Below are 24,925 nucleotides of genomic sequence, written 5' to 3'. Positions count from 1 at the left end.
TAAAGTAACCGGTTCTGTACAGATTTTACAAAACTTGTATATTAAAATTGTAAAAATCAATGAAATGTAAGAGAATACTTGACGTAAAAATGAGTATATGCTATTATCAACACATAAAGTAACCGGTTACTTTACCGGTCACGAAGAACGGAAAGATGGAAAAGGAGGAGAACATGAAAAAAGCAAAACTGATTCTTCTTGCCGGTCTGGCAATTGCAGTCAGCCTGACAGGATGTCAGAAAAAAGAAGTAAAGCCTGGCGATGTAGCAGGCTATGATGAAGGAGAACAATATCTTTCAATCTGGGTGCATAGTATTGAAGATACTCTGGAAGGACAGGTGTACAGGGAATCTGTAGACAGCTTTAATGAGAAATATAATGGTAAATATTTCGCAGATATTGAATTTATTCCGCGAAATGACAGCGGCGGTGGATATTCGGACAAGGTAAATTCTTCTGTACTGTCAGGAGGACTTCCGGATGTTCTTACTCTGGATGGACCGAATGTGGCTGCTTATGCAGAGAATGGCATCATACAGCCGTTGGCAGAGCTGACAGAGGAAGAAAGAGGCGAATATCTGGAATCCATTCTGGATCAGGGCACTTATAACGATAAGCTTTATGCACTTGGAGTTATGGAATCCAGTGTAGGGCTTTATTATAACAAAGATATTCTGGAAGAAGCCGGAATTGAGGTTCCGGATGCAGATCATCCGTGGACACAGACTGAATTTATGGATATTCTGGCTAAGCTGAAACCGCTGATGGATGAGAAGAATGGTTATCCGATCGACATGACATTCCCTGTAGGTGAAGCAAGTATTTATTATTATGCCCCATTTATCTGGGCAAATGGTGGAAACCTGGTAAGCGAAGACGGACTGACAGTGGACGGATATTTCAATTCAGAAAAGAATGTTGAAGTTATGAATTATTTCCACCAGATCGTAGAGAACAAATACATGTCCGAAGCTCCGATCGAGAATCTGTTTGAAAGTGGAAGAGCAGCCTTCAAATTTGACGGTGCGTGGGAAGTCAACACAATCTACGAGAACTATCCGGATGTGAATCTTGGCGTTGCACCTTATGTAGTTGGTGATGACTGGGATGGTGAAAGATATACACCGACAGGCTCCTGGGCATTTGCAGCATCTTCAGAAACAGACAATATTGAAGGTGCAACAGAGCTGGTCAAATGGATGAGTGGTGTGGAAAGTGGTGTAAGGATCTGGAATGAAGCAAAATCACTTCCGTCTACATATAAAGCATTTGAACAGATCGATGTATTCCAGACAGACGAAAATTACAAAGCACTGTACGAGCAGCTGAGTAAATATGGGCACCCAAGACCAAAGACTCCTGTATATCCACAGGTAAGTACATCTTTCCAGCAGGCACTTGAAAGTGTTGGACTGGGCGGTAAAGATGCGCAGGCAGAACTGGATAAATCTGTAGAAAGGATTAACGCGAAACTGGAACGTTATACGAGAGAATAATGAAGAAAAAAGAATCAATTTTAGGAATGGCTTTCTTTGGCCCGGCACTGGTACTTCTTACATTGTTTTTATTTCTGCCGATGGTGCTGACACTGGTGTTCAGTTTTACCGATTACTTTGCACTGAATCCGGATATGACACACTTTGTAGGCTTGGAAAACTATATAAACATTTTTAAAGACGAATTATTTGTAAAATCATTTTTTAACACGGTAAAATTTGTACTTATTATCGTACCGTGTCAGTGCATCGGAGCACTTGTTCTGGCACTTGCGATAAACAAAGTCACACATTGTAAGAAATACTTCAAAGTGGCATTTTTTATTCCGGTTGTTATGTCGCTGGCGGTTGTATCCACACTCTGGATGGATATCTACAGTCCGGAAGGAATCCTGAACACACTGCTTGCTCATCTGGGAATCAGTGCACAGCCATTTATTCACAGTGCGAAACAGGCACTTCCATCCATCGCAGTTATGAGTGTATGGCAGGGTGTCGGATATCAGATGATCATTTTCCTTGGTGGACTCCAGAATATCAATCCAGCACTTTATGAAGCAGCAGAAATGGATCATGCAAGTGGATGGCAGAAATTTAAAGATATCACACTTCCAGAATTGAAACCACTTTGTGTGTTTGTATTTATCACGGTTACGATCGGTGCGTTCCGTATGCTGGTACAGCCGATGGTCATGACAGGTGGAGGACCGGATCACTCAACATACACACTTGTATATGATATTTATGAAACCGGTACAATGAACTGGGAGATGGGACTTGCATCAACAATGGCAATTGTCTTCACTATATTTGTTGTCATACTGACAATTATACAGAATGTACTGACCAAAGGAAAGGAGGAGAAAAAACATGTTAACAAAAAAGCAAAAAACAATTAACTGGATACTGGCAGTTATTTTGCTGGTACTTTCCATATTCTTCCTGTTTCCGGTGATCTGGATGCTTGCAAACTCCTTTAAACCAGATGCAGCGATCACAGCAGATATGAATTCCATAGCAGCATTTATTCCTCCTGCTTTAAATGGAAATTATTTTGAAAACTATATTACGATTCTGACAGATACCAATTTCCTTCGTTACATGCTTAATACTCTGGGATATGCGGCACTGCTGATCGTACTTGGGGTTATTGTAAACGGACTTGCAGGCTATGCACTTGCAAAGATCAACTTTCCATTCCGTGACCAGTGGCTTTTGATCATCATGATGCTTCTGATCGTACCGACAGAAACCGTTATCACGATACACTTTCTGATCATTGCAAAAGCAGGACTACTGAATACCGTGATTGGATATGTACTTCCAATGATCGTGAATCCGTTTAATATCTTTCTGTTCCGACAGGTTTTCGTAAGTCTGCCGGATGATGTTTATGAGGCGGCACAGCTTGACTTCTGCAGTCCGGTAAAATATTTCTTTACCATGGTATTGCCAATGTCAAAGACAGTCGTTGCAACTGTCAGTGTGTTTACATTCCTTGGAGTATGGAATGACTATCTCTGGCCGTCACTTGTATTTACATCCAGTGATCTTCTGACCGCGCAGATTGGTCTGAACTCCATAACATCCAATGACAATACAACAATGGGACAGACACTTGCAGTAATCACACTGATCACAATCCCTGTTATTATTATTTATGCACTGTTCTCCAAACAGATTGTAGAAGGTGTAACATCAACTGGTTCCAAGGAGGGTTAATGAATTATGAGTTTTATAGAATTTAAACATATCGGAAAAAAATATGCAGGAGCAGAACACAAATCTGTAGATGATTTTAATCTTAATATAGAAGAAAAAGAATTTATCGCATTTGTAGGACCGTCTGGATGTGGAAAATCCACAACACTTCGTATGATTGCCGGATTCGAAGAGATTACAGAAGGAGATCTGTATATTGACGGCAAAAGAGTGAACGAGACAGCACCGAGAGACCGTGGTATTGCGATGGTATTCCAGAACTATGCTCTGTATCCTCATATGACCGTAGAAAAAAATATCGGATACGGGCTGAAGAACATGAAGATGCCAGCAGACCAAATCAAGAAAAAAGTAGACTGGGCAATTGATATCTTGGGACTGCAGGAATTCCGTTACAGAAAACCGAAGAATCTTTCTGGAGGTCAGAGACAGCGAGTGGCACTGGGGCGTGCAATCGTAAAAAATCAGAAGGTATTTCTGATGGATGAGCCACTGTCCAATCTGGATGCAAAACTTCGTGTCAGCATGAGAACAGAGATCAGCAAGCTGCATCGTGAAATGGGTGCAACGACGATCTATGTTACGCACGACCAGGTTGAAGCCATGACTATGGCTGATCGTATCGTTATCATGAAAGAGGGTGTGATCCAGCAGGTTGGAAAACCAATGGAATTATATGATCATCCGGTAAACAAATTTGTTGCAGGATTTATAGGATCTCCTCAGATGAACTTCTTTGATGTTACCTTAAAAGGAAACGAAGTAACATTTGAAGACGGAAATAAACTGATGCTTCCGGAAGCTATTCTTAAGAAACTGAATGGTAAAGAAGGCGAGATGACACTTGGTATCCGTGGAGAGGATCTTAAAATGGATGCGCAGAACCTGGAACTTTATAAAGAAAATAAAATGAAAGCTGTGATCACAGATACAGAAGTCATGGGAAATGAGAATAACCTGTACTTCCAGTTCGGAGGCTGCCAGGCAGTTGCACGAGTTTCTAAATATGAGATCAGCCAGGTTGGAGATGAAATTGAATTTGTATTTATGCCATCCAAGATTCATTTCTTTGATAAAGAAACTGAGATGAATTATTTATAGGAGTGACGTTGATAATGAGAGAAGTAAAGATTTTTTTAGGAACAATAGAAAGAGTAAAAGATTTTGTCAATGCTGTGACACGTCTGGACTGTGATGTGGATATTGTTTCCGGAAGATATGTGATTGACGCGAAATCAATCATGGGAATTTTCAGTGTGGATCTGTCAAAAGCGGTAGATCTGAGAATTCATGCAGAAGGTGCAGAAGCAGAAAAAGCGATGGAAGTAATTAATCCATTCATAGAAAAATAAGAAAGTGAGCAGAATATGCAGAAAATATATGTAAAACCGAAAGACTACTGGATGAATGACCCGAATGGCTTTATATATTACAAAGGCATGTACCATCTGTTTTACCAGTGCTTCCCGTATGGGCCGCGCTGGGGACGGATGCACTGGGGACATGTTGTCAGCAAAGATCTGGTGAACTGGGAAGAACAGGGAATTGCGCTGTTTCCGAGCAAAACGGATGATCGGAGCGGATGTTTTTCCGGAAGTGCGATTGAAGAAGACGGAAAAATGCAGCTGTATTATACAGGTGTGAATTATCTTACAGAAAATCCGGAGGATATCAATTTATGTGTGGATGAACATTTTGTATCTGCACAGCTCATGATCACTTCTGAGGATGGTATTCATTTTGACAACATCAAAGACAAAAAGACCGTGATTCCGGTTATTCACGATGCAGATATCGGAGATGCACGCCATACAAGAGATCCAAAAGTCTGGAAAGACGGGGACATATGGTACATGGTGCTTGGAAGTACCATCAATGATAAACAGGGAAAACTTTTGTTCTTCACAAGTACAGATGGAGAAGAATGGAAATTTGAAAATTCTGTAACCAGAGAAAACTTTGGCTGGATGTGGGAATGCCCGGATTATTTTGAAGTGGATAACAGCCAGGTAGTGATCTTTTCACCGATGCAGTTGTTTAAAGATGGTAAGGCAGACGATGCACAGACAGTATGCATGCAGGTAACATTTGATAAAGAAACCTGTGATATGAAACTGCCGGAAAAATACCAGTTCCTTGATTATGGAACAGACCTTTATGCACCACAGAGCACTCTGGATGAGAGTGGCAGAAGAATCCTGACAGCATGGCTCCATATGCCGGAACCGGTGGATGGGAAATGGCAGGGAATGATGTGTATTCCGCGTGTTGTGGAAGTGCAGAAAGATCACATTTATTTCCGCGTTCATCCGAATGTACAGGCAGTATATACAAAGGAAATCTCTGAACCATCCGAGGCAGATGAAAGTGGATATCGTCTGCGCTTTTCTTTGGAGGATGGGGATAAAGTAAATGTCGGTGGATATGTGATTTCCAGAGAAGGGAATAAAATCTGTACCGACAGAAGTGCCCTTTTTGAAAAGTTCCCGAATCACAGAGTGAAATTTGAGACACCGGAGCTGAAAGACGGGTTCGAGATTGAGGCATATGTGAACCCGAACCAGATCAGTGTTTTTGTAAACAATGGTGAAGCGGTGATTACGAATACAGTATATGATCTCAAAAAAGAAATAAATACAGATGTAAGAGTGAAAATAGAAACTCTGTAAAAATAAAAAACTCCGGTCATGAAGAAATTTGTGACCGGAGTTTTTTAGTATTAGAATTTGTCTTCTGCAAATCTATGACCTTACATTTTTAATGCCAGATATAATCGCACAGCATCCTGAAATTCTCTCGGGTTGTATCCGCTTTTTTTATGAATCTGGTTCAGCCTGTACTGAATGGTATTCTTATGCAGAAATGTTTCTTCGCAGTTTTTTTTGAGGGACATATCGCAGGAAAAATAAATACGAAGCAATTCAAGGTCTTCCGAAGAAAGCTTATCCAGAGTTTTCTCCAGGAAGGCTTTTTTATTGCGTGAATTGACAGAAGCCAGGATCAGTTCCAGATCCAGTCCGGCTGCCTCTGCATAGTTGCTGCCTGCTGTCCGATTTCATGGAACATTCCGATGCGGGATTCGTCGGTGTTGGATATATTTCAGATGATCTGCATCTGCGAACAGGATTCCGACAGGTCTGCCTTTCTGCATATATTGTTGAAAGAGCGGAAGGGCAAGCTTTTCATAAGCCATACGGTTGTAGAGTCCGGTAAGGGAATCGTGGATATAAAGCTGAGAAAGCTGTTTGTTTTTCTTTCGAAGGATCAGTTTTCCATAGAGCGCTTCTATAGATGTACGGAAGGTGTTGAGCGTCTCAAAAAGAAACTGATGATCCAGCAGGTAATCGCAGTTTTCCAGAACAAGATACCCAATCTCACGTTCACGGAAATGAACCGGTGAAAAGAAATACACATTTTGTTTCGCAGAAACTACAGTATGTGGAAGCAGAGAGCCTTTTGAACGGTCAAGTTCAAGCGAATCCATGGTATTGCGGGGATATACGACAGCCAGTCGGTCAGGATGTTATCGGCAACGTATTGTCCATGATCAGCCGGATTGACAGGAATGCAATGGCAGCTTTTTGAAGTATAACATACAAAAAAACGTCTGGGCGGATGCTTATTTTTTGAAAATATATATAAATAACAAAAAATGTATTATAAAGGAGTTTCCTGGAAATATCGGTGGAATGTAGATAAAGGTTGATATCTATAATTAATCATGATACAATATCCGAAAAGTCGGAAATAATCAATAGAAGGGTGTTATGGCATGAAGATATATGAAAAGATTTTTGACAGACTTGATGAGTTACATATGAGTCAAATGGAACTGTCTAGAAGAACAGGAATTGCAACCAGTACGATTAGCGATTGGCGAAAGAAAAAAATTAATCCACAAGCGGATAAAATAGTGTCTATATGTAGAGCGCTTGATATGTCACTTGTGGATTTGCTTTGTGATGAAGAAACTGTGGAACCGGCAGCCCAGATTGATTGCTTGACAAATGAAAATTATATGATTGAATTGTTTCGTCAATCAGATGCAGAGAGCAAGAGGAGAATAATCAGCTATATTGAACTTCTTGAAGTTTGTAAACAAATCAACAATGCCTGTCAGTCTAGAAAACGGCAGCGAAATGTTTCGATCATTCAGGATATTGATGGAAATAATATTGTGGTGATCAATGATATTAGATTTAAGGGAAAACGCTCCATCAATTGGAGGGAAGTACGTGCATACTTGAAAGAATATGTTGGGGATTTTTATATGGTGGCTTCTACTGGAGATGTTATATATATTGGAGCTGATTTACCAAATGAATATAGTGGTTCGAAATATACACATAGTCTTAAGGGAACAAATGCCAAGGCGAAAGCAAATGCAACACAGGGAATTCCTGAAATGATAGAAATAGCTTTGGGTAAATATTATAGAGAAAATAAAGAGAGCAAGCATTGGAGAAATGCGAGGTATGGTTGGTATCGCTATAATTCGAGGTTTGCACTTCCTGTGTATAAAGACGATGAGATAGAAAGATATAATATTTTTCATGCATCACTTATAGTAAGATATTCGGAAGATAATAGAATGTATTTGTATGATATCATAGACATAAAAAAAGAAACGAGCAACTCGCTTGAGCCGTAAGGCTGTACACGATACAAAACCCATTTCTTTTATATAGATGATAAAATATTGGAGAGAAAATGTCAATCTGAATATTCGAAAAAATTGACTTAAAATCAATTGGAACATGGAGAAAAAAATCACTTTGGCTCTTTCCCGGCGGCGAAGACCATCATCATTTCATTGGTAAGGCTGCTGCCGGTGTCCTGACAGATAATTTTGTCACGGTCAAACCACTGTGCTACAGAAAGCTCTTCATGATCCACCGTGAGAGTATCGTCCCCGTCTACATCGCAGAAAAATCCAAAAAGTAATGTACCGGAGAAGGACCATGGCTGACTCTTATAATAACGGAGATTTTTCACTTTCAGACCGACTTCTTCCATGACTTCGCGATGAACGGTTTCTTCAATTGTTTCACCAATTTCCGCGAAACCGGCGATCAGGGCATATTGCTTAAAGCTTCTGCCCTCATATTTGGAGCAGATGATCTTATCTCCGTTAGTAATACCGACGATCACAGCCGGCATAAGTACCGGATATTCCTGACGGCCACAGGAAGGGCAGTACATCATACGTTCTTTTGTATCGTGTTTCATTGGGAACCCGCAGCATCCGCAGAAACGGCGGTTTCTGTACCAGAACCAGAGCTGATATCCGGTAATCGAAGCAAAAGCAAGATACTGTGGCTGTACATAACGAAGCTCTCTGTTTTCGTGGAATTCATAGCCTGGCAGCAGGGAAGTATCCAGTCCCGGAATCAGATAAAAACGTTCGTCATCTATCGAGAAAAGATAGATATAATTTTTGTACAGGTCGCTTACGTTTCCTTCCAGTTCGCGGAAACGGGGAAGCGTTATAGAATTGTCTGTATCATTTTTATGAAAGAAACTCTTTCCGTTTTCATAAGCGAGCACAAAACTGCTGCCATCCGGAGCAACCGGTCTGTATTCATTGTGATAAGTATGTGGTGCAATATCCTGTATCATAAGGAACCTCCTGAAAAATAGAGTGCAATTTATTGTCTGGCGATGAGCTGTATTATCGAAAAGCTGTATTTACTGCTTTATCAGACTGTATTCAGTATAGGTGAGGTGTTGGGAAAATGCAAGGGAGGAGTTTATATAAGAAATGCGGTATGTAAATAAAATGATAAAAATTTGACAAAATGTTATGCGGGTTATTGACAGCATACTGACATCGTGCTATTATAATGTCAGTATAATTCCATATTGAACATATGAAGTGCTGACTGTAATCCGCGTAGCAGTCAGAAGAGGGAATCAGGTGAGAATCCTGAGCGATCCGGTCACTGTAACAGAGGAGCGACTTTTCGATATCCCATTGTACGATAGTATGAGAAGGGGAAAAGAAGTGATGATCCTGAAGTCAGGAAACCTGCTTTGTATGGCGAGGTTAAACTTCCGTGTAAAGTGTAACAACCAACTTAGGGTATCCGCAACCCAAAGTGTTGTCTGCTTGTTGGAAGCAGGCATTTTTTTATGGAATTCGCCTGTTCGTATGAATTATACCTATATGTATCGTGGTGGCCGCCACATACATACGACCCCTTAAAGGGTATGATTAAATGGCAGGCGGTACTACTCCGGATGCATTCGTTCCCTCCGCATATTTGAACGGATTCATTGTCTACCCCGGAGCAGTATCGCAAATCCTCTGAAATAAGTTTTGAAGATGACCAGTTCGGCAGTGCCGTGACTGGATTTTTTTATATAATGAGGTGAAAGTAAATGGAAAAACCATATTGGGAAGGGAAACACTATGCTTTTTTCAGCAATAAGGAATGTGAATATTTTCCGTGTCATGCAGGCGCAGATCCGGAGAACTTCAACTGTCTGTTCTGCTACTGCCCGCTGTATGCACTGGGCGATAAATGCGGCGGGAATTTTCGAATGACAGAAACAGGAATAAAAGACTGCACGAACTGCCAGCTGCCACATAAAGCACAAAATTACGGATACGTAACCGGGAAATACAGCGAGCTGGCGGAACTGATGAAGAAGATACGAGAAGAAAAAGACGGATTATGATATAGACATACATCCGATATTCTGGAACACGCTTCATTTTCGGGCTGCTCCCGTGCGCTTATTAGCGATTGCTCCGCATAACTCGCTGTCGCTCAGACAGATGCTCCACAACCGCCACTAGCACAGTCGCAGTCTCGAAAGCCTTGCTGGGTTCCTGAATATCGGATGCATGCTTTATCAGTTCAAAGCTTTTTATAGGATCATTTTCTTGCGACAGTTCCGCTTCCCCACAACCGGGAAGGCCTCTCGGGGCAGCGGCCGAAGGCCGTGAACCTCCGCCGGGGTGTGGTGGCACCACAAAGATGATATGGAAAATGAGAGAAGAGGAATTAATAGTATACATATATTTAAAATCTTCAGATAAATATAGAAAATATCTTAATTTAACTTCATATTCCTATACACAGAAAAAGGAACAGTCTCCTGACATTTTGACTCAGCAAATTTCCGTAGATTCTGACTGCGCTAATGATGGCTGCGTTGCACTGTCTGAGCACCCTTGGGTGCGAGTTTGCAAAAGCAGTCATCGATAGATGCGCGGGAAGAATCCGGAAATGCAGCGTGTCAACAAGTCAGGAGACTGTTTGCTTTTTCGTGATATATATTATTATTATTTATTATAGAATCTAAGATTCCTACCTCTCACTCAGTATCATCTTCAACCGAGGAATATCATTATTCAATATCATTTTTTCGGGAAACATCATCTCATGCACAAACTCCGCCGCACACGTAAAATCCCCGATATGCTCCACTCCATGGCTGTCACTCGACAGCACGATCGGAATTTCATACTTCATACAATACTTCAGGATCTCCCGGTTATTCGCCCGTGTATCCCCACGATACCCATACGGTGCGAGTGAAGCTTCATTGATCTCAAAAATAACACCATTCTCCTTAGCACCGACTGCCAGAGTCTCATAATCTACAGGAAAAGCTGGATTATCACAGTGTCCCAGGACTTTGACACATGGATGCGTCATGGCATTCAGATACGCACTGGTGTTTTCCGCAATCGTTCCACTATTGTAATTCTGTGCATGCATACTCGCAACCGCATAATCCAGTTCTCCGAGCAGTTCATCGTTCAGATCCAGATGCCCGTCAATATCCAGGATATTTAATTCCACTCCAAAAAGCAATTCAATTCCAAAACGCTTCTTCGGCGCATAAGTCAGACTGCGGAAATAAGAAGAAGTTCCAGCGGCCAGCGTTCCAGGACCGTGGTCTGTGATTCCGAGCAACTTCAGCCCTTTTCTGGAGGCTGCTTTGGCCATATCAGAAATCGTACAGGTGGTTCCGTGGCCACTTGCGATAGAATGCGTATGTATATCAGAAAGATACATGAAGATCCCTCCTTAGATCGAAAATAAATCGAAAAAATGTGGCAGATAAATATAAAATCTGACCGCAAAGATATCATTAACTCCAGTATGGCAGTCACTATCACAAAAGTCAACAGAAAAATGCAGTTCAAAATAAAAACCAACACAAAACCAATAAAAACCACAACAAAAACCTCGTAAAAAACAGAAGAATAATGTTGGATTTCGTTGACATGAAAGAGCACGTAGAGTATAATGATTCTATATGAATCGTGGCGTTTTAGCGCCTTCTGATTGCATATGAGATATGGTGTAAGAGATACCTTTAAGGTAGTGACACCATAAGAAAGGAGAAGCGTGGAGATGTTTAATACCACAGATGTTCCAAAGTCATCCAGGATTCCGAAACTGGTTGAGGCACTTTATGCCAATATGCCGGTAATCGAGTCTGCCAGAGCGAAGCTGCTTACTGAATCATATAAGGCTACCGAAGGTGAGCCGATGGTCACACGGCGTGCGGAAGCTTTTGCTCACATTCTCTGTAATATTCCGATCATCATTCGTGACAATGAACTGATCGTCGGAAGCAGCACGATCGCACCGCGAGGATGTCAGACATTCCCGGAATTTTCCTTCCAGTGGCTGGAAGATGAGCTGGATACCGTTGAAACGAGGAGCGCGGACCCGTTTTATATTGCAGAAGAGACCAAGCAGGAGTTAAGAGAAGTACATAAATACTGGAAGGGTAAGACATCCAGTGAACTTGCTACATCCTATATGGATCCGGAAGCAATCAAAGCAATCGAACACAATATCTTTACACCTGGAAACTATTTCTACAATGGTGTAGGTCACGTAACTGTTAAATATGGTGAAGTCCTTGCAATCGGATACAAGGGAATCATCGACAAAGCACAGGCAGAGCTGGACAAATGCCAGGTTGGAGATGCCAACTATGTTACGAAGAGCCATTTCTTAAATGCAGTGATCCTTTCCTGCCAGGCAGCAATCGAATACGCAGAAAGATATGCAGAACTCGCATCCCAGATGGCAGCAGAGTGTACAGATCCAGTACGTAAACAGGAACTTCTGCAGATTTCAGAAAACTGCAGCCGTGTACCGGCGAACGGAGCTACAAGCTTCTATGAAGCCTGCCAGTCTTTCTGGTTTGTACAGCAGCTGATTCAGATTGAATCCAGTGGACATTCCATTTCACCTGGACGTTTTGATCAGTATATGTATCCTTATTATAAGGAAGACATAGACAAAGGTGTGATCACAAGAGAGTTTGCACAGGAGCTGATCGACTGTATTTGGGTTAAGATGAATGACCTGAACAAGTGTCGTGATGAAGAATCAGCTAAGGGCTTTGCGGGATACAGCCTTTTCCAGAACCTGATCGTAGGCGGACAGAACAAATACGGCGAAGATGTTACCAATGATCTTTCATTTATGTGCATCGAGGCGTCCAAGCAGGTATTCCTGCCGCAGCCGTCTTTGTCGATCCGTGTATGGAATGGTTCTCCGCATGAACTGCTGATGAAGGCAGCTGACCTTACAAGAACCGGTATCGGACTTCCGGCTTACTATAATGATGAAGTTATCATTCCGGCACTGCAGAACAGAGGCCTCACTCTGGAAGATGCAAGAGAATACAACATCATCGGATGTGTTGAACCGCAGAAATCCGGTAAGACAAACGGCTGGCATGATGCAGCGTTCTTTAATATGTGCCGTCCGCTTGAACTTGTTTTTGCAAATGGTATGGACAAGGGTGTACAGGTTGGCATTCAGACTGGCGATGTTACCAAGATGAATACTTTCGACGAATTCTATGATGCATACAAGAAACAGATGGAATACTGTATTTCTCTGATGGTCAATGCAGATAATGCGATCGATGTTGCACATGCAGAGAGATGTCCGCTTCCGTTCCTTGCATCCATGGTAGATGACTGTCTGACCCGTGGCCTTACAGCAGAGCAGGGTGGAGCAGTTTATAACTTTACCGGTCCGCAGGGATTTGGTATTGCGAATATGGCAGATTCCCTGTATGCGATCCGCAAGCTTGTTTATGAAGATAAGAAAGTTTCCATGGAGACTTATAAAGAAGCGCTCGCATGGAACTACGACAAAGGCCTTGATGAAAAATCTGTTGCCGATATGTCAGAAATGATTCTCAAGGGAATGCAGGATGCAGGAATGACTGTCAACGAAGATACAGCAAAAGCAGTTCTTCAGACAGTTATGAGACTGAAACCTTCCGATGAGCAGATTCAGAAATTTACAGAACTGCATGATATGATCGATGAAGTTCCGAAATTCGGAAATGCCATCGATGATGTGGATTATTTTGCAAGAGATGTTGCATATACCTATACACGTCCTCTTCAGAAATATCATAATCCACGTGGAGGACAGTTCCATGCAGGACTTTATCCGGTATCTGCGAATGTTCCGCTGGGCGGACAGACAGGCGCTACTCCGGATGGCCGTTATGCGCATACTCCGGTAGCAGATGGTGTTTCTCCTTCTGCAGGTAAAGATGTCAACGGTCCGACGGCAGCAGCAACATCTGTTTCCAGACTGGATCACTTTATCGTATCCAACGGAACACTGTTTAACCAGAAATTCCATCCGTCAGCACTTGCCGGAAGAGAAGGACTGGAGAAATTTGTGGCTCTGATCAGAACATATTTTGATCAGAAGGGAATGCATATGCAGTTTAACGTTGTTGACAGAGCGACTCTGATCGATGCACAGAAGCATCCGGAGAAATACGCACATCTGGTTGTTCGTGTTGCCGGTTACAGTGCATTGTTTACAACACTGTCACGTTCTCTTCAGGACGATATCATCAGAAGAACAGAACAGGGCTTCTAAGAGGTAAACTATGAGTTATTTACAGACAAAAGGCCGCATTTTTGATGTTCAGCGATATTCGATCCATGACGGCCCGGGAATCCGTACGATTGTTTTCCTGAAAGGCTGTGTGTTGAGATGCAGATGGTGCTGCAACCCTGAATCACAGGAATACGGAATCCAGACAATGAAAGTCCTTGGCAAAGACAAGGTGATCGGTCGAGATGTTACAGTAGAAGAGATGATCAAAGTAGTCGAACAGGATCGTCCGTACTACCGCCGCTCCGGAGGGGGACTTACTCTTTCGGGCGGTGAGAGCCTCTGCCAGCCGGAATTTGCCAGAGATATGCTTCGGGCAGCAAAGGAACGGGGAATCAATACTGCACTGGAAAGTATGGCCTGTGCTCCATTTGAGACGATCGAGACAATCCTTCCGTATCTGGATCTGTATCTGATGGATATCAAGCATACCAATCCGGCAAAACACAAAGAATTTACCGGACGGGCAAATGACCTTATGATGGAAAATGCCCGTAAAGTAGCACTTTCCGGTAAATGTAAGCTGATCATCCGTGTTCCGGTCATTCCGACTTTTAATGATACAGTGGAAGAAATCCAGGGAATTGCATCTTTTGCAGATACACTTCCGGGTGTGGAACAGCTTCACCTGCTTCCGTATCACAGACTTGGTCAGGATAAATACATCGGACTTGGAAGACCTTATTTAATGGAAGGAATTCTTCCACCAACACAGGAACATATGCAGACGTTGAAGAAAGCAGCAGAATCCGTAAGTTCTCTGCATGTTCAGATTGGTGGATGAACAGAAAACAACAAAAACAACATTTTTATCGTGATAAAAACAACACAAAACAACGATAAAATCTTGACAATCTTGTTTATAAGGAGTAAAATCTCCTTAGAAGTACAATAAAACCAAAGTGGTTGTCCAGGGACTGAATTTCAGCTGACGGGCAGCTGCAAAAAACCAAATTGCTTTAGGAGGAAAATAAGCATGGTAAACGAATTTGAAATCAAAAAACAGATCTGTGACATCGGAAGACGTATCTACAACCGTAACATGGTTGCAGCTAACGACGGAAACATTTCCGTAAAGCTGAATGACAACGAATTCCTTTGCACACCAACAGGCGTATCCAAAGGATTTATGACTCCAGAGTTCATCTGTAAAGTAGATGCTCAGGGTAATGTAATTCAGGCTAACCCGGGATTCAAACCATCTTCTGAAATCAAAATGCATATGAGAGTATATCAGAAGAGACCGGACGTAGGATCTGTAGTACATGCTCATCCGATCTATGCAACATCTTTTGCTATCGCTGGTATCCCGCTTACACAGCCGATCATGCCAGAAGCAGTTATCGCTCTTGGATGTGTTCCGATCGCTGAGTACGGTACACCTTCCACAATGGAAATTCCGGACAACCTTGAAAAATATCTTCCATACTTCGATGCAGTTCTTCTTGAGAACCACGGAGCTCTTACATGGAGCACAGACCTGAACGCTGCATACATGAAGATGGAATCCGTTGAATTCTATGCACAGCTGCTGTATCAGAGCAAACTGCTCGGTGGCCCGAAGGAATTCGACAAAGAAAATATCAAGAAACTGTATGAAATCCGTCGTAAATTCGGTATGCCAGGAAAACATCCTGCAAACCTTTGCCAGAACAAAGATGGTGTTAACTGTCATAACTGCGGTGGCGCTTGTCACAGCCAGGATTACAAACAGTTCCCGGGATATCAGTATGATTTCGTAGGAAGCGAAACTAAAGCAGAAGCTCCGGCAGCTACAGGAGCAGCTGATGCAGAACTGGTTGCAAACATCACAAAACAGGTTATGGCACAGCTTGGAATGAAATAATCCATTCCATATTAAGTGGTAGACATTAAAGGAGGACAATCTCATGCCAATTAGTGAGAGCATGGTACAGGACATTGTACAGGAAGTAATGGCAAAAATGCAGATTGCAGATGCTCCGACAGGAAAACATGGTATCTTCAAAGATATGAACGATGCAATTGAGGCTGCTAAGAAGTCTGAACTGATCGTTAAGAAGATGTCCATGGATCAGAGAGAAAAAATCATCACCTGCATCCGTAAAAAAATCAAAGAAAACGCAGAAGTTATGGCTCGTATGGGCGTTGATGAAACAGGAATGGGTAACGTAGGAGACAAGATCCTGAAACATCATCTGGTAGCAGACAAAACACCTGGTACAGAAGACATCACAACAACTGCATGGTCAGGAGACAGAGGACTTACTCTGATCGAGATGGGACCATTTGGTGTAATCGGTGCGATCACACCTTGTACCAACCCGAGTGAAACAATCCTCTGCAATACAATGGGTATGCTGGCTGGCGGAAATACAGTAGTATTCAACCCGCATCCGGCAGCAATCAAGACCTCTATCTTTGCAATCAATCTGGTAAACGAAGCTTCTCTTGAAGCTGGCGGACCGGACAATATTGCAGTAACAGTAGAGAAACCTACGCTTGAAACAAGCAATATCATGATGAAACATAAAGATATTCCGCTGATCGCAGCAACAGGCGGCCCTGGAGTTGTTACAGCAGTTCTTTCCTCCGGTAAGAGAGGAATCGGAGCTGGTGCAGGTAACCCACCGGCAGTTGTTGATGAAACAGCTGATATCCGTAAAGCAGCACAGGACATCGTAAACGGATGTACATTTGATAACAACCTTCCATGTATCGCAGAGAAGGAAGTTGTAGCTGTATCTTCTGTAGTAGATGAACTGATGCATTACATGCTGACAGAAAACGACTGCTACCTGGCTTCCAAAGAAGAACAGGACAAATTAACAGAAGTTGTTCTGGCAGGCGGTAAACTGAACCGTAAATGTGTAGGTCGTGATGCAAGAACACTTCTTTCCATGATCGGAGTAAACGCACCGGCAAATATCCGTTGCATCATCTTCGAAGGACCGAAGGAACATCCGCTTATCACAACAGAGCTTATGATGCCAATCCTTGGAATCGTAAGAGCAAAAGATTTTGATGATGCTGTAGAACAGGCTGTATGGCTTGAACATGGCAACCGTCATTCAGCACACATCCATTCCAAGAATGTTGACAACATTACCAAATATGCGAAAGCAATCGATACAGCAATCCTTGTTAAGAATGGCCCGTCCTATTCTGCACTTGGATTTGGTGGAGAAGGTTACTGTACTTTCACAATCGCAAGCCGTACAGGTGAGGGACTTACAAGTGCAAGCACCTTTACAAAGAGAAGACGCTGCGTAATGTCAGACAGCCTTTGCATTCGCTAATCAGGAGGAAATATTAAAATGGATATGAACAATGTAAATATCGAAGAAATTGTAAAACAGGTTCTTTCCGGAATGACCGGAAATGCACCGGCTGCAGCAGCAGCTCCGGCAGCAGCAGCTCCAGTAGCTCCGACAGCTGACCCGGTAATCCCAAAAACAGCACATGTTGCAATGCTTACAGCACTGGAACATTATGAAATCAAAGAATTCCCAATGCCGGAAGTTGGCGATGACGATATCCTTGTTAAAGTAGAAGGATGCGGTATCTGCGGTACTGACGCACACGAATTCAAAAGAGATCCATTTGGCCTGATTCCGGTTGCTCTTGGACATGAGGGAACTGGTGAAATCGTAAAAATGGGTAAAAACGTTAAAGTTGATACAGCTGGAAAACCAGTTAAAGTCGGCGATAAAGTTGTTACATGTATGATCTTCAAAGATGATCCGGAAATCACAATGTTCGACCTCAACAAGAAAAACGTTGGTGGAGCTGATGTATACGGACTTCTTCCAGATGATGATGTACATCTTAACGGATGGTTCTCTGATTACATCCTGATCAGAGGCGGATCCTTCGGATCTACATTCTTCAACGTAAGTGATCTGGATCTGGATTCCCGTATCCTGATCGAGCCATGTGCAGTACTTATCCATGCAGTTGAAAGAGCAAAAACAACAGGAATCCTGAAATTCAACTCAAGAGTTGTTGTTCAGGGATGCGGACCGATCGGTCTTATCTGCATCGCTATCCTTCGTACAATGGGTGTTGAAAACATCTGTGCAGTAGATGGAAACGCAAAACGTCTTGAATTCGCTAAGAAGATGGGCGCTGAAGTATCCGTAGACTTCACACAGTACAAAGGAATCGAAGCTCTTACAGAAGCTGTTAAAGAAGCTCAGGGCGGACATCTTGCAGACTTTGCATTCCAGTGCACAGGTAACCCGCACGCACATGCAAACATCTACAAATTCATCCGTAACGGCGGCGGTCTTTGCGAACTTGGTTTCTTCATCAATGGTGGAGATGCTACAATCAACCCGCACTTCGATCTCTGCTCCAAAGAAATCAACCTGGTTGGTTCCTGGGTATACACACTGAGAGATTATGCTACAACATTTGATTTCCTCAAGAGAGCAAAAGCAATCGGACTTCCGATGTCTGATCTGATCACAGACAGATTCCCGCTTGAGCAGATCAATGAAGCTCATAAGACTAACCTTGCAATGACAGGTCTTAAGATCGCGATCATTAATAAATAATCCGGAAATAAAGGAGAAGCAAAATGGCAGAAGCTGTAGGAATTTTGGAAGTATTCGGGCTGGCGACAGCCTTTGTAGCGGCAGATGCAGGATGCAAGGCAGCCAATGTCCGCCTGGAGGTGTTCGATAAGAACAAACCTGCAAACGCTGACAGCCTGCCAGTACCGCTTCTGGTATGCATCAAATTCCGCGGAAGCGTCGAAGACGTAACCGCAGCTGTGGAAGCAGGAATGGCAGAAGCAAACCGGAGAACTGGTGTAGTGCAGCACTACGTAATACCGAATCCTACCGAGGATACGGTAAAGATGCTGAAAATCAGCGCCCTGGATAAAAGCTGACAGCTGATATCCCTGGCATATTAGAAATCAATTAACGAACAATGATTCAGGAGGAAGAAACAATGGCACAGGAAGCTTTAGGAATGGTAGAAACCAGAGGACTGACAGCAGCAATCGAAGCAGCTGATGCAATGACAAAAGCAGCAGAAGTAGCACTGGTAGGAACAGAAAAAATCGGATCCGGACTGGTAACAGTTATGGTTCGCGGTGATGTCGGAGCAGTTAAAGCAGCTGTAGAAAGCGGAAGCGCAGCAGCATCTAGACTTGGAGAACTGGTTGCTACACATGTAATTCCGAGACCACACACAGACGTAGAAAAAATTCTTCCAAAGATCTGATAAGTTACATATCTTATCTGAAGGAGTTCGCTCATGAGTAAAGCATATGGTTTTATCGAAATCACAGGTGTCGTAGCTGCGATCAATGCACTCGATATCATGTGTAAAACTGCAGACGTTGAGCTGGCGTCATGGGAACGTAAGCTGGGCGGACGACTGGTAACTCTTATTGTAGAAGGCGATGTATCAGCAGTAAACGAAGCAGTCGAAGCTGCTGTGGCAGGCGCAATAAAGAAACCGGCGAGTTATGCAGTAATCGCACGGCCTCACGAAGAAATTGTCAAGCTCGTGGAGTTAAGTGCAAGCCGTTGGAAGAAAAAAACTGACGAAACAAAAAAAGAAAATAAATAATAATTTTCATTTATCCATAAGGAGGAAATAATCATGACACAGGAAGCTTTAGGAATGGTAGAAACCAGAGGACTTACAGCAGCAATCGAAGCAGCTGACCAGATGTGCAAAGCAGCTAACGTAGCACTCGTTGGAACAGAAAAAATCGGATCCGGACTGGTAACAGTTATGGTTCGTGGAGATGTAGGAGCTGTTAAATCTGCAGTAGAAAGCGGAAGCGCAGCAGCATCCAGACTTGGAGAACTCGTTGCTACACACGTAATCCCGAGACCACACACAGACGTAGAAAAAATCCTTCCGGTACTGAAATAATATATTTCCTGAAAACGGAAGAAAGCAGGTGTAATCTTGGAATCAAAAAACATCGAACTGATCACAAAGATGGTAATTGATGCCATCAATCAGTCTGAAGACAAAGGCAACGGCTTCATGGTTCCAATCGGTGTATCTGCAAGACACGTTCATCTGACTCAGGAACACGTAGAAGCATTATTTGGACCAGGATATCAGCTCACAAAGAAAAAAGATCTTATGGGTGGACAGTTTGCATCAAATGAAACTGTTACGATCGTTGGTCTGAAGCTCCGTGCGATCGAGAAAGTTCGTGTACTCGGACCAGTCCGCAGTGCAACACAGGTTGAGGTATCTGCGACAGATGCTATCAAACTTGGAATGAACGTTCCGGTACGTATGTCCGGAGATATTGCAGGAAGCGCACCGATTGCGATCGTTGGACCGAAGGGTGCTATTTATCTGAAAGAGGGATGTATCGTGGCTATGCGTCACATCCATATGTCTCCGAAGGATGCACAGGCAGCCGGAGTGAAAAACGGTGATATCGTATCTGTCAAAGCAGATAATGAGCGCGGAACAATCTTTAATCATGTTGCAATTCGTGTAGACGACAGCTTTACACTGGAAATGCATATTGATACAGATGAAGCGAATGCAGCAAAGATTGCCACAGGCAATACAGTTACCATCATAAAGTAAATAATTCCTCAGAATCAGCCGGTGGCAGTTACGCCACCGGCATAGAGGGATTATAGGAATAACATGCGGAGGCACACACATGATAGTAGGTAAAGTAGTTGGAAGCGTGGTTTCCACGCGGAAGAGCGACAAGTTAATAGGACAGAAATTCATGATCGTGGAGCCGGTGCATCATATGAAAGCTGACTTATCCCAGATCGTTGCAATCGATATTATCGGTGCAGGTATCGGGGAATATGTGTTGGTGGCACAAGGAAGCGCAGCAAGAATTGGCTGCGGCGAAGAAACAGCACCGATCGATGCGGCAATAGTCGGAATCGTCGATGATGGTGCAGGATTGGAGTAACGCCATGGAAATCAAAGATTTACAGAAAATTATGCAGGACAATGGTGTTGTAGGTGCAGGTGGTGCCGGATTCCCGTCATATGCCAAGCTTACAGACAAGGCGGACACAATTCTTTTGAACTGTGCCGAGTGTGAACCATTGCTGAAACTTCACAGACAGCTGCTTGAAAAACATGCATATGAGATCATGAAAACTTTCCATACGGTTATGGAGACAGTTGGTGCTTCACAGGCCATTATCGGAATCAAGAAATCATATGTACAGACAGTTAAAGCACTGCAGCAGCACATTGAAGAATTCCCTGGTCTGAAACTTCATCTTCTTGATGAAGTATATCCGATGGGTGATGAAGTTGTGCTGATCTATGAAGCAACCGGACGTGTATGCAGACCAGGCGGACTGCCGATTGAGCAGGGCGTCATCGTATTCAACGTAGAGACGATCTACAATGTATATCAGGCACTGGAATCCCAGAAACCTGTTACAGAAAAATACGTATCAGTCGTAGCAGAAGTTGAACATCCGGTTACAGTTAAAGTACCGCTTGGATGTACTTTAGACGAAGTAGTAGCACAGGCTGGTAATATTACTACCAAAGATCCTGTTTATTTTGTTGGCGGACCTATGATGGGACGCATTGGCAACGGAGCAGATCCGGTGACCAAAACAACAAACGCTGTTCTCGTTCTTCCAAGAGATCATCAGATCGTTATGAAGAAACAGAGAACATCAGCAATAGATTTAAAACGTGCAGCATCTATCTGCTGCCAGTGTAATACCTGTACGGACCTTTGCCCAAGACATAATCTTGGACATCCGATCGATCCGGCCCGCTTTATGAGAGCAGCATCTGCCGGAGATTTCAGAGATGTAAATCCATACATCGATTCTGCATTCTGCAGTTCCTGCGGTGTATGTGAAATGTATGCCTGCCCACAGAGTCTGGCGCCAAGAACACTTCTTGCAGACATGAAGGGCGGACTTCGAAAAGCAGGTATCAGACCTCCTCAGGGAGTACAGCCGGTACCGGTTCAGCCTTCACGAGAATATCGTAAGGTTCCGGAAGAACGTCTGATGGCTCGCCTCGGACTGACAAAATACGATAAGGATGCACCGATGGATGAGAATGTAGTTCCGGTATCCAAGGTTAAGATCCTTTTAAGCCAGCATATCGGCGCACCGGCACAGGCAATTGTGAAAACAGGCGACATGGTAACCAAGGGACAGATGATCGCACAGCATGCTGACGGATTAAGCGTAAGCATTCATGCAAGTATCTCTGGTAAAGTAACTGAAGTAACAGACCGCCACATCATAATTGCAGCAAAGTAGAAAGGACGTGCAGAAAATGAGTAAAGCAATCGGAATGATTGAATTTAAAACCACTGCCACAGGTATCACAGCAGCGGATGCCATGGTTAAGACATCTGAAGTAGAGATCGTCGAGGCACAGACCGTATGTCCGGGAAAATATATTGCAATTATCACAGGCGATTTAAGTGCAGTAAAAGCAGCAGTTGACGCTGCAGTAACTACTTACGAGGACAAATGCATCGACAGTTTTGTACTTGGTAATCCTCATGAGTCTCTCTTCCCGGCTATGTATGGAACAACACAGATCGAGGGGATCAGCGCTCTGGGAATCCTTGAAACATATGATGCAGCTTCTATCATCGAAGCAGCTGACCAGGCAGCAAAAACAGCAATCGTAGATGTTATCGAATTACGTATTGCAAAAGGTATGTGTGGAAAATCCTACATGCTTCTTACCGGAGAAGTTTCAGCAGTAGAAGCTTCCATCGAAAAAGCAAAACAGCTTGTAGCATCCAAGGGAATGTATCTGGATTCTTCAGTAATTGCTCATCCGGATCAGAGAATGATCGATTCTATTCTTTAATGAATTAAAAGAAATAAAATAAATGTTCTCAAAAGGGGGCAAAGTAAATGCTGGCATTAGAAAGACGAAATTTAATTCTTGAGAAATTACAGGCTGAGAAACGGGTCGTTGTAAGCGAACTCAGTCAGCTTTATGAGGTTTCTGAAGAAACAATTCGCCGTGACCTCGACAAGCTTGAAAAAGAGGGACTGGCCACCAAAAGTTATGGTGGTGCTGTTATAAATGAGGATGTAAGCATTGACTTGCCCTTTAATATTCGAAAAAACCAGAATGTAAGCGGCAAACAGCAGATGGCTGATCTAGCAGCCTCTCTGGTGCAGGAAGGTGATCATATTTTTCTTGATGCGAGTACCACTGCAGTATTTATTGCAAAGGCACTGAAAGAAAAAGAAAGACTCACCGTGATCACCAATTCCATGGAGATCCTTCTGGAATTATCTGATGTTTCGGGATGGAATATCATTTCCACCGGTGGCGTTATGAAAGAGGGATATCTTGCTTTTCTTGGGTCAAAGACAGAAGATGCGATTCGTTCCTATTATGTGGACAAAGTAATCATCTCCTGCAAGGCACTGGATCATGAATGGGGGATCATGGAATCGCAGGAAGCTTTTGGCACGACCAAAAAAGCAATGATTGCGTCCGGCCGTGAGAAGATTCTGGTAGTAGACAGTACAAAATTTGATCAGACCGCATTTTCCGTTGCAGGAAAACTGCGGGATATAGATGTGGTTGTAACAGACAGGAAGCCATCTGAGAAGTGGCTGGCACATTTTGCCGAAGAAGGCGTAGAGTGCCGTTATCCTGGTATGCAGCCATAGAAAGGAAGCAACAGATATGAAGACCTTTGGAATGAAAACAGTCATTCATTTTGGAGACAACGCTCTAGATCGCTTAAGAGAGATTCCATATAAAAGAGTTCTCGTTATCACCGATCCATTTGTTGTGCAGAGCAAAATGATTGATCTGATCACAGAGCCTTTGGCAAAAGGCGGCATTGAATATGATATTTTCAGCAACGTAGTACCGGATGCGCCTGTAGATAAGATTGCAGACGGAGTTAAAAAGTTCTTAAGCTATCAGCCGGAAGCAGTTGTCGCTGTTGGCGGCGGTTCCGCTATCGACTCTTCTAAAGCAATCCGTGAGTTTGCACTGAAGATCAACAACTACGGTAAAGTAGGACTGATTGCCGTTCCAACTACCAGTGGAACTGGTTCAGAGGTTACATCCTTTGCAGTCGTAAACGATACAGAAGCAAAAGTAAAATATCCACTTGTTTCACCAGACCTTACAGCAGATGAAGCAATCCTGGATGCAGAATTAGTTAAAAGCGTACCGCCGGCTATTACAGCAGATACAGGTATGGACGTGTTTACCCATGCGCTGGAATCTTATGTAAGTACAGGACATAATGAGTTTTCAGCAGCACTTGCAGAAAAAGCGATGGAGATTTGCGGCGTATTCCTTCTGAGAGCTTATCTTGATGGAAGCGATATGCATGCAAGACAGAAAATGCATGTAGCATCCTGCCTGGCAGGTCTTTCCTTCAATACAGCGGGCCTTGGAATTACACACAGTATGGCTCATCAGCTTGGTGCACAGTTCCATATTCCTCATGGAAGAGCTAATGCAATGCTTTTACCTCATATTGTTGAGTTTAATGCAAATATCAACAAGAGAAGCAGAAGCCAGAAAACATATCTTCCTGCAGTAGAGAGATACGCATCTGTAGCACATATCCTGGGACTGAGCAATTACAACCAGGTAATGAGCGTTCGTTCTCTTGTAAACTGGATTCAGTTTATGCAGAAAGAAATGAATATCCCTATGACAATCCAGGAGATTGGAACAATCAGCCCGGACGAATACTTCGGAGCAATTGATAAGATGGCAGATGCAGCGCTTGCGGATGCGTGCACGCCAAGCAATCCAAGAACCCCGACCAAAGAGGATATTATGAAGATTTACAAGAAACTCTGGTCTTTCTAATTTTAT

Annotated in this window: 27 protein-coding genes and 1 riboswitch; of the genes, 23 read left to right on the top strand and 4 right to left on the bottom strand. The window is 43.1% G+C overall.

Annotation, left to right across the window (positions count from 1 at the left end; translation table 11 throughout):
- Nucleotides 1-173: 173 nt before the first annotated feature.
- The 6 genes from NQ503_RS13725 to NQ503_RS13700 are packed head-to-tail and all read left to right on the top strand — an operon-like array spanning nt 174 to nt 5,887.
- Nucleotides 174-1,496, top strand: coding sequence for an ABC transporter substrate-binding protein (locus tag NQ503_RS13725; protein ID WP_044926192.1), 1,323 nt, complete (start codon nt 174-176; stop codon nt 1,494-1,496).
- Complete coding sequence (locus NQ503_RS13720) at nt 1,496-2,395, top strand: carbohydrate ABC transporter permease (RefSeq protein ID WP_005427761.1); 900 nt, start codon at nt 1,496-1,498, stop codon at nt 2,393-2,395. The genes NQ503_RS13725 and NQ503_RS13720 overlap by 1 nt, the downstream gene beginning before the upstream one ends.
- Nucleotides 2,367-3,218 (top strand): carbohydrate ABC transporter permease, encoded by an 852-nt coding sequence (locus NQ503_RS13715; RefSeq protein WP_005427759.1) that lies wholly within the window; start codon nt 2,367-2,369, stop codon nt 3,216-3,218. Before NQ503_RS13720 ends, NQ503_RS13715 begins: the two co-directional genes overlap by 29 nt.
- A gap of 6 nt (nt 3,219-3,224) precedes the next feature.
- Entirely contained in the window at nt 3,225-4,319 is a 1,095-nt protein-coding gene (locus NQ503_RS13710) for an ABC transporter ATP-binding protein (RefSeq protein WP_005427758.1), read from the top strand.
- Between the two features lie 14 nt (nt 4,320-4,333).
- Complete coding sequence (locus tag NQ503_RS13705) at nt 4,334-4,570, top strand: HPr family phosphocarrier protein (protein ID WP_005427756.1); 237 nt, start codon at nt 4,334-4,336, stop codon at nt 4,568-4,570.
- Between the two features lie 15 nt (nt 4,571-4,585).
- Nucleotides 4,586-5,887: a glycoside hydrolase family 32 protein gene (locus NQ503_RS13700; RefSeq protein ID WP_005427754.1), complete on the top strand. Its 1,302-nt coding sequence runs from the start codon at nt 4,586-4,588 to the stop codon at nt 5,885-5,887.
- A gap of 80 nt (nt 5,888-5,967) precedes the next feature.
- On the opposite strand, the gene NQ503_RS13695 is transcribed toward NQ503_RS13700, so the two are convergent.
- On the bottom strand, nt 5,968-6,138 hold the full coding sequence (locus tag NQ503_RS13695; protein WP_005427752.1) for a helix-turn-helix domain-containing protein: 171 nt from the start codon (nt 6,136-6,138) through the stop codon (nt 5,968-5,970).
- 135 nt (nt 6,139-6,273) lie between these two features.
- A complete protein-coding gene (locus tag NQ503_RS13690; protein WP_005427750.1) occupies nt 6,274-6,702 on the bottom strand; it encodes a GGDEF domain-containing protein in 429 nt (142 codons plus the stop codon).
- Between the two features lie 288 nt (nt 6,703-6,990).
- Here NQ503_RS13690 and NQ503_RS13685 point away from each other — a divergent pair, with 288 nt between their 5' ends.
- A complete protein-coding gene (locus NQ503_RS13685; RefSeq protein WP_005427742.1) occupies nt 6,991-7,869 on the top strand; it encodes a helix-turn-helix domain-containing protein in 879 nt (292 codons plus the stop codon).
- Between the two features lie 119 nt (nt 7,870-7,988).
- Here NQ503_RS13685 and nudC read toward each other — a convergent pair whose 3' ends face one another.
- Nucleotides 7,989-8,837, bottom strand: a complete 849-nt coding sequence (gene nudC / locus NQ503_RS13680) for an NAD(+) diphosphatase (RefSeq protein WP_005427741.1) — start codon at nt 8,835-8,837, stop codon at nt 7,989-7,991.
- A 237-nt stretch (nt 8,838-9,074) separates the two neighbouring features.
- Nucleotides 9,075-9,268, top strand: a riboswitch (cobalamin riboswitch).
- A gap of 331 nt (nt 9,269-9,599) precedes the next feature.
- Here nudC and NQ503_RS13675 point away from each other — a divergent pair.
- A complete protein-coding gene (locus tag NQ503_RS13675) occupies nt 9,600-9,899 on the top strand; it encodes a cysteine-rich small domain-containing protein (protein WP_005427739.1) in 300 nt (99 codons plus the stop codon).
- A gap of 635 nt (nt 9,900-10,534) precedes the next feature.
- Here the strand turns inward: NQ503_RS13675 and NQ503_RS13670 are convergent.
- Nucleotides 10,535-11,248, bottom strand: a complete 714-nt coding sequence (locus tag NQ503_RS13670) for a phosphatase (protein ID WP_044926191.1) — start codon at nt 11,246-11,248, stop codon at nt 10,535-10,537.
- A gap of 342 nt (nt 11,249-11,590) precedes the next feature.
- Between NQ503_RS13670 and NQ503_RS13665 the strand changes: the two genes are divergently transcribed.
- From NQ503_RS13665 to NQ503_RS13595, 15 genes are all read left to right on the top strand, one after another.
- A complete protein-coding gene (locus NQ503_RS13665) occupies nt 11,591-14,110 on the top strand; it encodes a glycyl radical protein (RefSeq protein ID WP_005427735.1) in 2,520 nt (839 codons plus the stop codon).
- 10 nt (nt 14,111-14,120) lie between these two features.
- Nucleotides 14,121-14,912: a glycyl-radical enzyme activating protein gene (locus NQ503_RS13660; protein ID WP_044926189.1), complete on the top strand. Its 792-nt coding sequence runs from the start codon at nt 14,121-14,123 to the stop codon at nt 14,910-14,912.
- Between the two features lie 192 nt (nt 14,913-15,104).
- Nucleotides 15,105-15,974, top strand: coding sequence for a class II aldolase/adducin family protein (locus NQ503_RS13655; RefSeq protein ID WP_005427731.1), 870 nt, complete (start codon nt 15,105-15,107; stop codon nt 15,972-15,974).
- A 43-nt stretch (nt 15,975-16,017) separates the two neighbouring features.
- Nucleotides 16,018-17,406, top strand: coding sequence for an aldehyde dehydrogenase family protein (locus NQ503_RS13650; RefSeq protein WP_005427729.1), 1,389 nt, complete (start codon nt 16,018-16,020; stop codon nt 17,404-17,406).
- A gap of 18 nt (nt 17,407-17,424) precedes the next feature.
- On the top strand, nt 17,425-18,666 hold the full coding sequence (locus tag NQ503_RS13645; protein ID WP_044926187.1) for a zinc-dependent alcohol dehydrogenase: 1,242 nt from the start codon (nt 17,425-17,427) through the stop codon (nt 18,664-18,666).
- 23 nt (nt 18,667-18,689) lie between these two features.
- On the top strand, nt 18,690-19,004 hold the full coding sequence (locus NQ503_RS13640; RefSeq protein ID WP_005427726.1) for a BMC domain-containing protein: 315 nt from the start codon (nt 18,690-18,692) through the stop codon (nt 19,002-19,004).
- Nucleotides 19,005-19,066: 62 nt separating this feature from the next.
- Nucleotides 19,067-19,342, top strand: a complete 276-nt coding sequence (gene pduA, locus NQ503_RS13635; protein WP_022215767.1) for a propanediol utilization microcompartment protein PduA — start codon at nt 19,067-19,069, stop codon at nt 19,340-19,342.
- Nucleotides 19,343-19,375: 33 nt separating this feature from the next.
- Complete coding sequence (locus tag NQ503_RS13630) at nt 19,376-19,693, top strand: BMC domain-containing protein (RefSeq protein WP_005427722.1); 318 nt, start codon at nt 19,376-19,378, stop codon at nt 19,691-19,693.
- A 33-nt stretch (nt 19,694-19,726) separates the two neighbouring features.
- Nucleotides 19,727-20,005: a BMC domain-containing protein gene (locus NQ503_RS13625; protein ID WP_005427721.1), complete on the top strand. Its 279-nt coding sequence runs from the start codon at nt 19,727-19,729 to the stop codon at nt 20,003-20,005.
- 69 nt (nt 20,006-20,074) lie between these two features.
- Nucleotides 20,075-20,686 carry a phosphate propanoyltransferase gene (locus NQ503_RS13620; RefSeq protein ID WP_005427719.1) on the top strand — a complete coding sequence of 204 codons (612 nt, stop codon included), beginning with the start codon at nt 20,075-20,077 and terminating at the stop codon, nt 20,684-20,686.
- A gap of 79 nt (nt 20,687-20,765) precedes the next feature.
- Complete coding sequence (locus NQ503_RS13615; RefSeq protein ID WP_005427718.1) at nt 20,766-21,032, top strand: EutN/CcmL family microcompartment protein; 267 nt, start codon at nt 20,766-20,768, stop codon at nt 21,030-21,032.
- Between the two features lie 4 nt (nt 21,033-21,036).
- A complete protein-coding gene (locus NQ503_RS13610; protein WP_044926183.1) occupies nt 21,037-22,365 on the top strand; it encodes a 4Fe-4S dicluster domain-containing protein in 1,329 nt (442 codons plus the stop codon).
- Nucleotides 22,366-22,381: 16 nt separating this feature from the next.
- Nucleotides 22,382-22,930: a BMC domain-containing protein gene (locus NQ503_RS13605; protein WP_005427711.1), complete on the top strand. Its 549-nt coding sequence runs from the start codon at nt 22,382-22,384 to the stop codon at nt 22,928-22,930.
- Between the two features lie 47 nt (nt 22,931-22,977).
- A complete protein-coding gene (locus NQ503_RS13600) occupies nt 22,978-23,751 on the top strand; it encodes a DeoR/GlpR family DNA-binding transcription regulator (RefSeq protein WP_005427710.1) in 774 nt (257 codons plus the stop codon).
- Between the two features lie 16 nt (nt 23,752-23,767).
- On the top strand, nt 23,768-24,919 hold the full coding sequence (locus NQ503_RS13595) for a 1-propanol dehydrogenase PduQ (protein ID WP_005427709.1): 1,152 nt from the start codon (nt 23,768-23,770) through the stop codon (nt 24,917-24,919).
- The last annotated feature ends 6 nt before the right edge of the window (nt 24,920-24,925 follow it).

It is taken from the genome of Blautia obeum ATCC 29174, from assembly GCF_025147765.1.
Classification (GTDB): domain Bacteria; phylum Bacillota; class Clostridia; order Lachnospirales; family Lachnospiraceae; genus Blautia_A; species Blautia_A obeum.
This window is presented reverse-complemented; position numbering and strand designations above follow the sequence as displayed.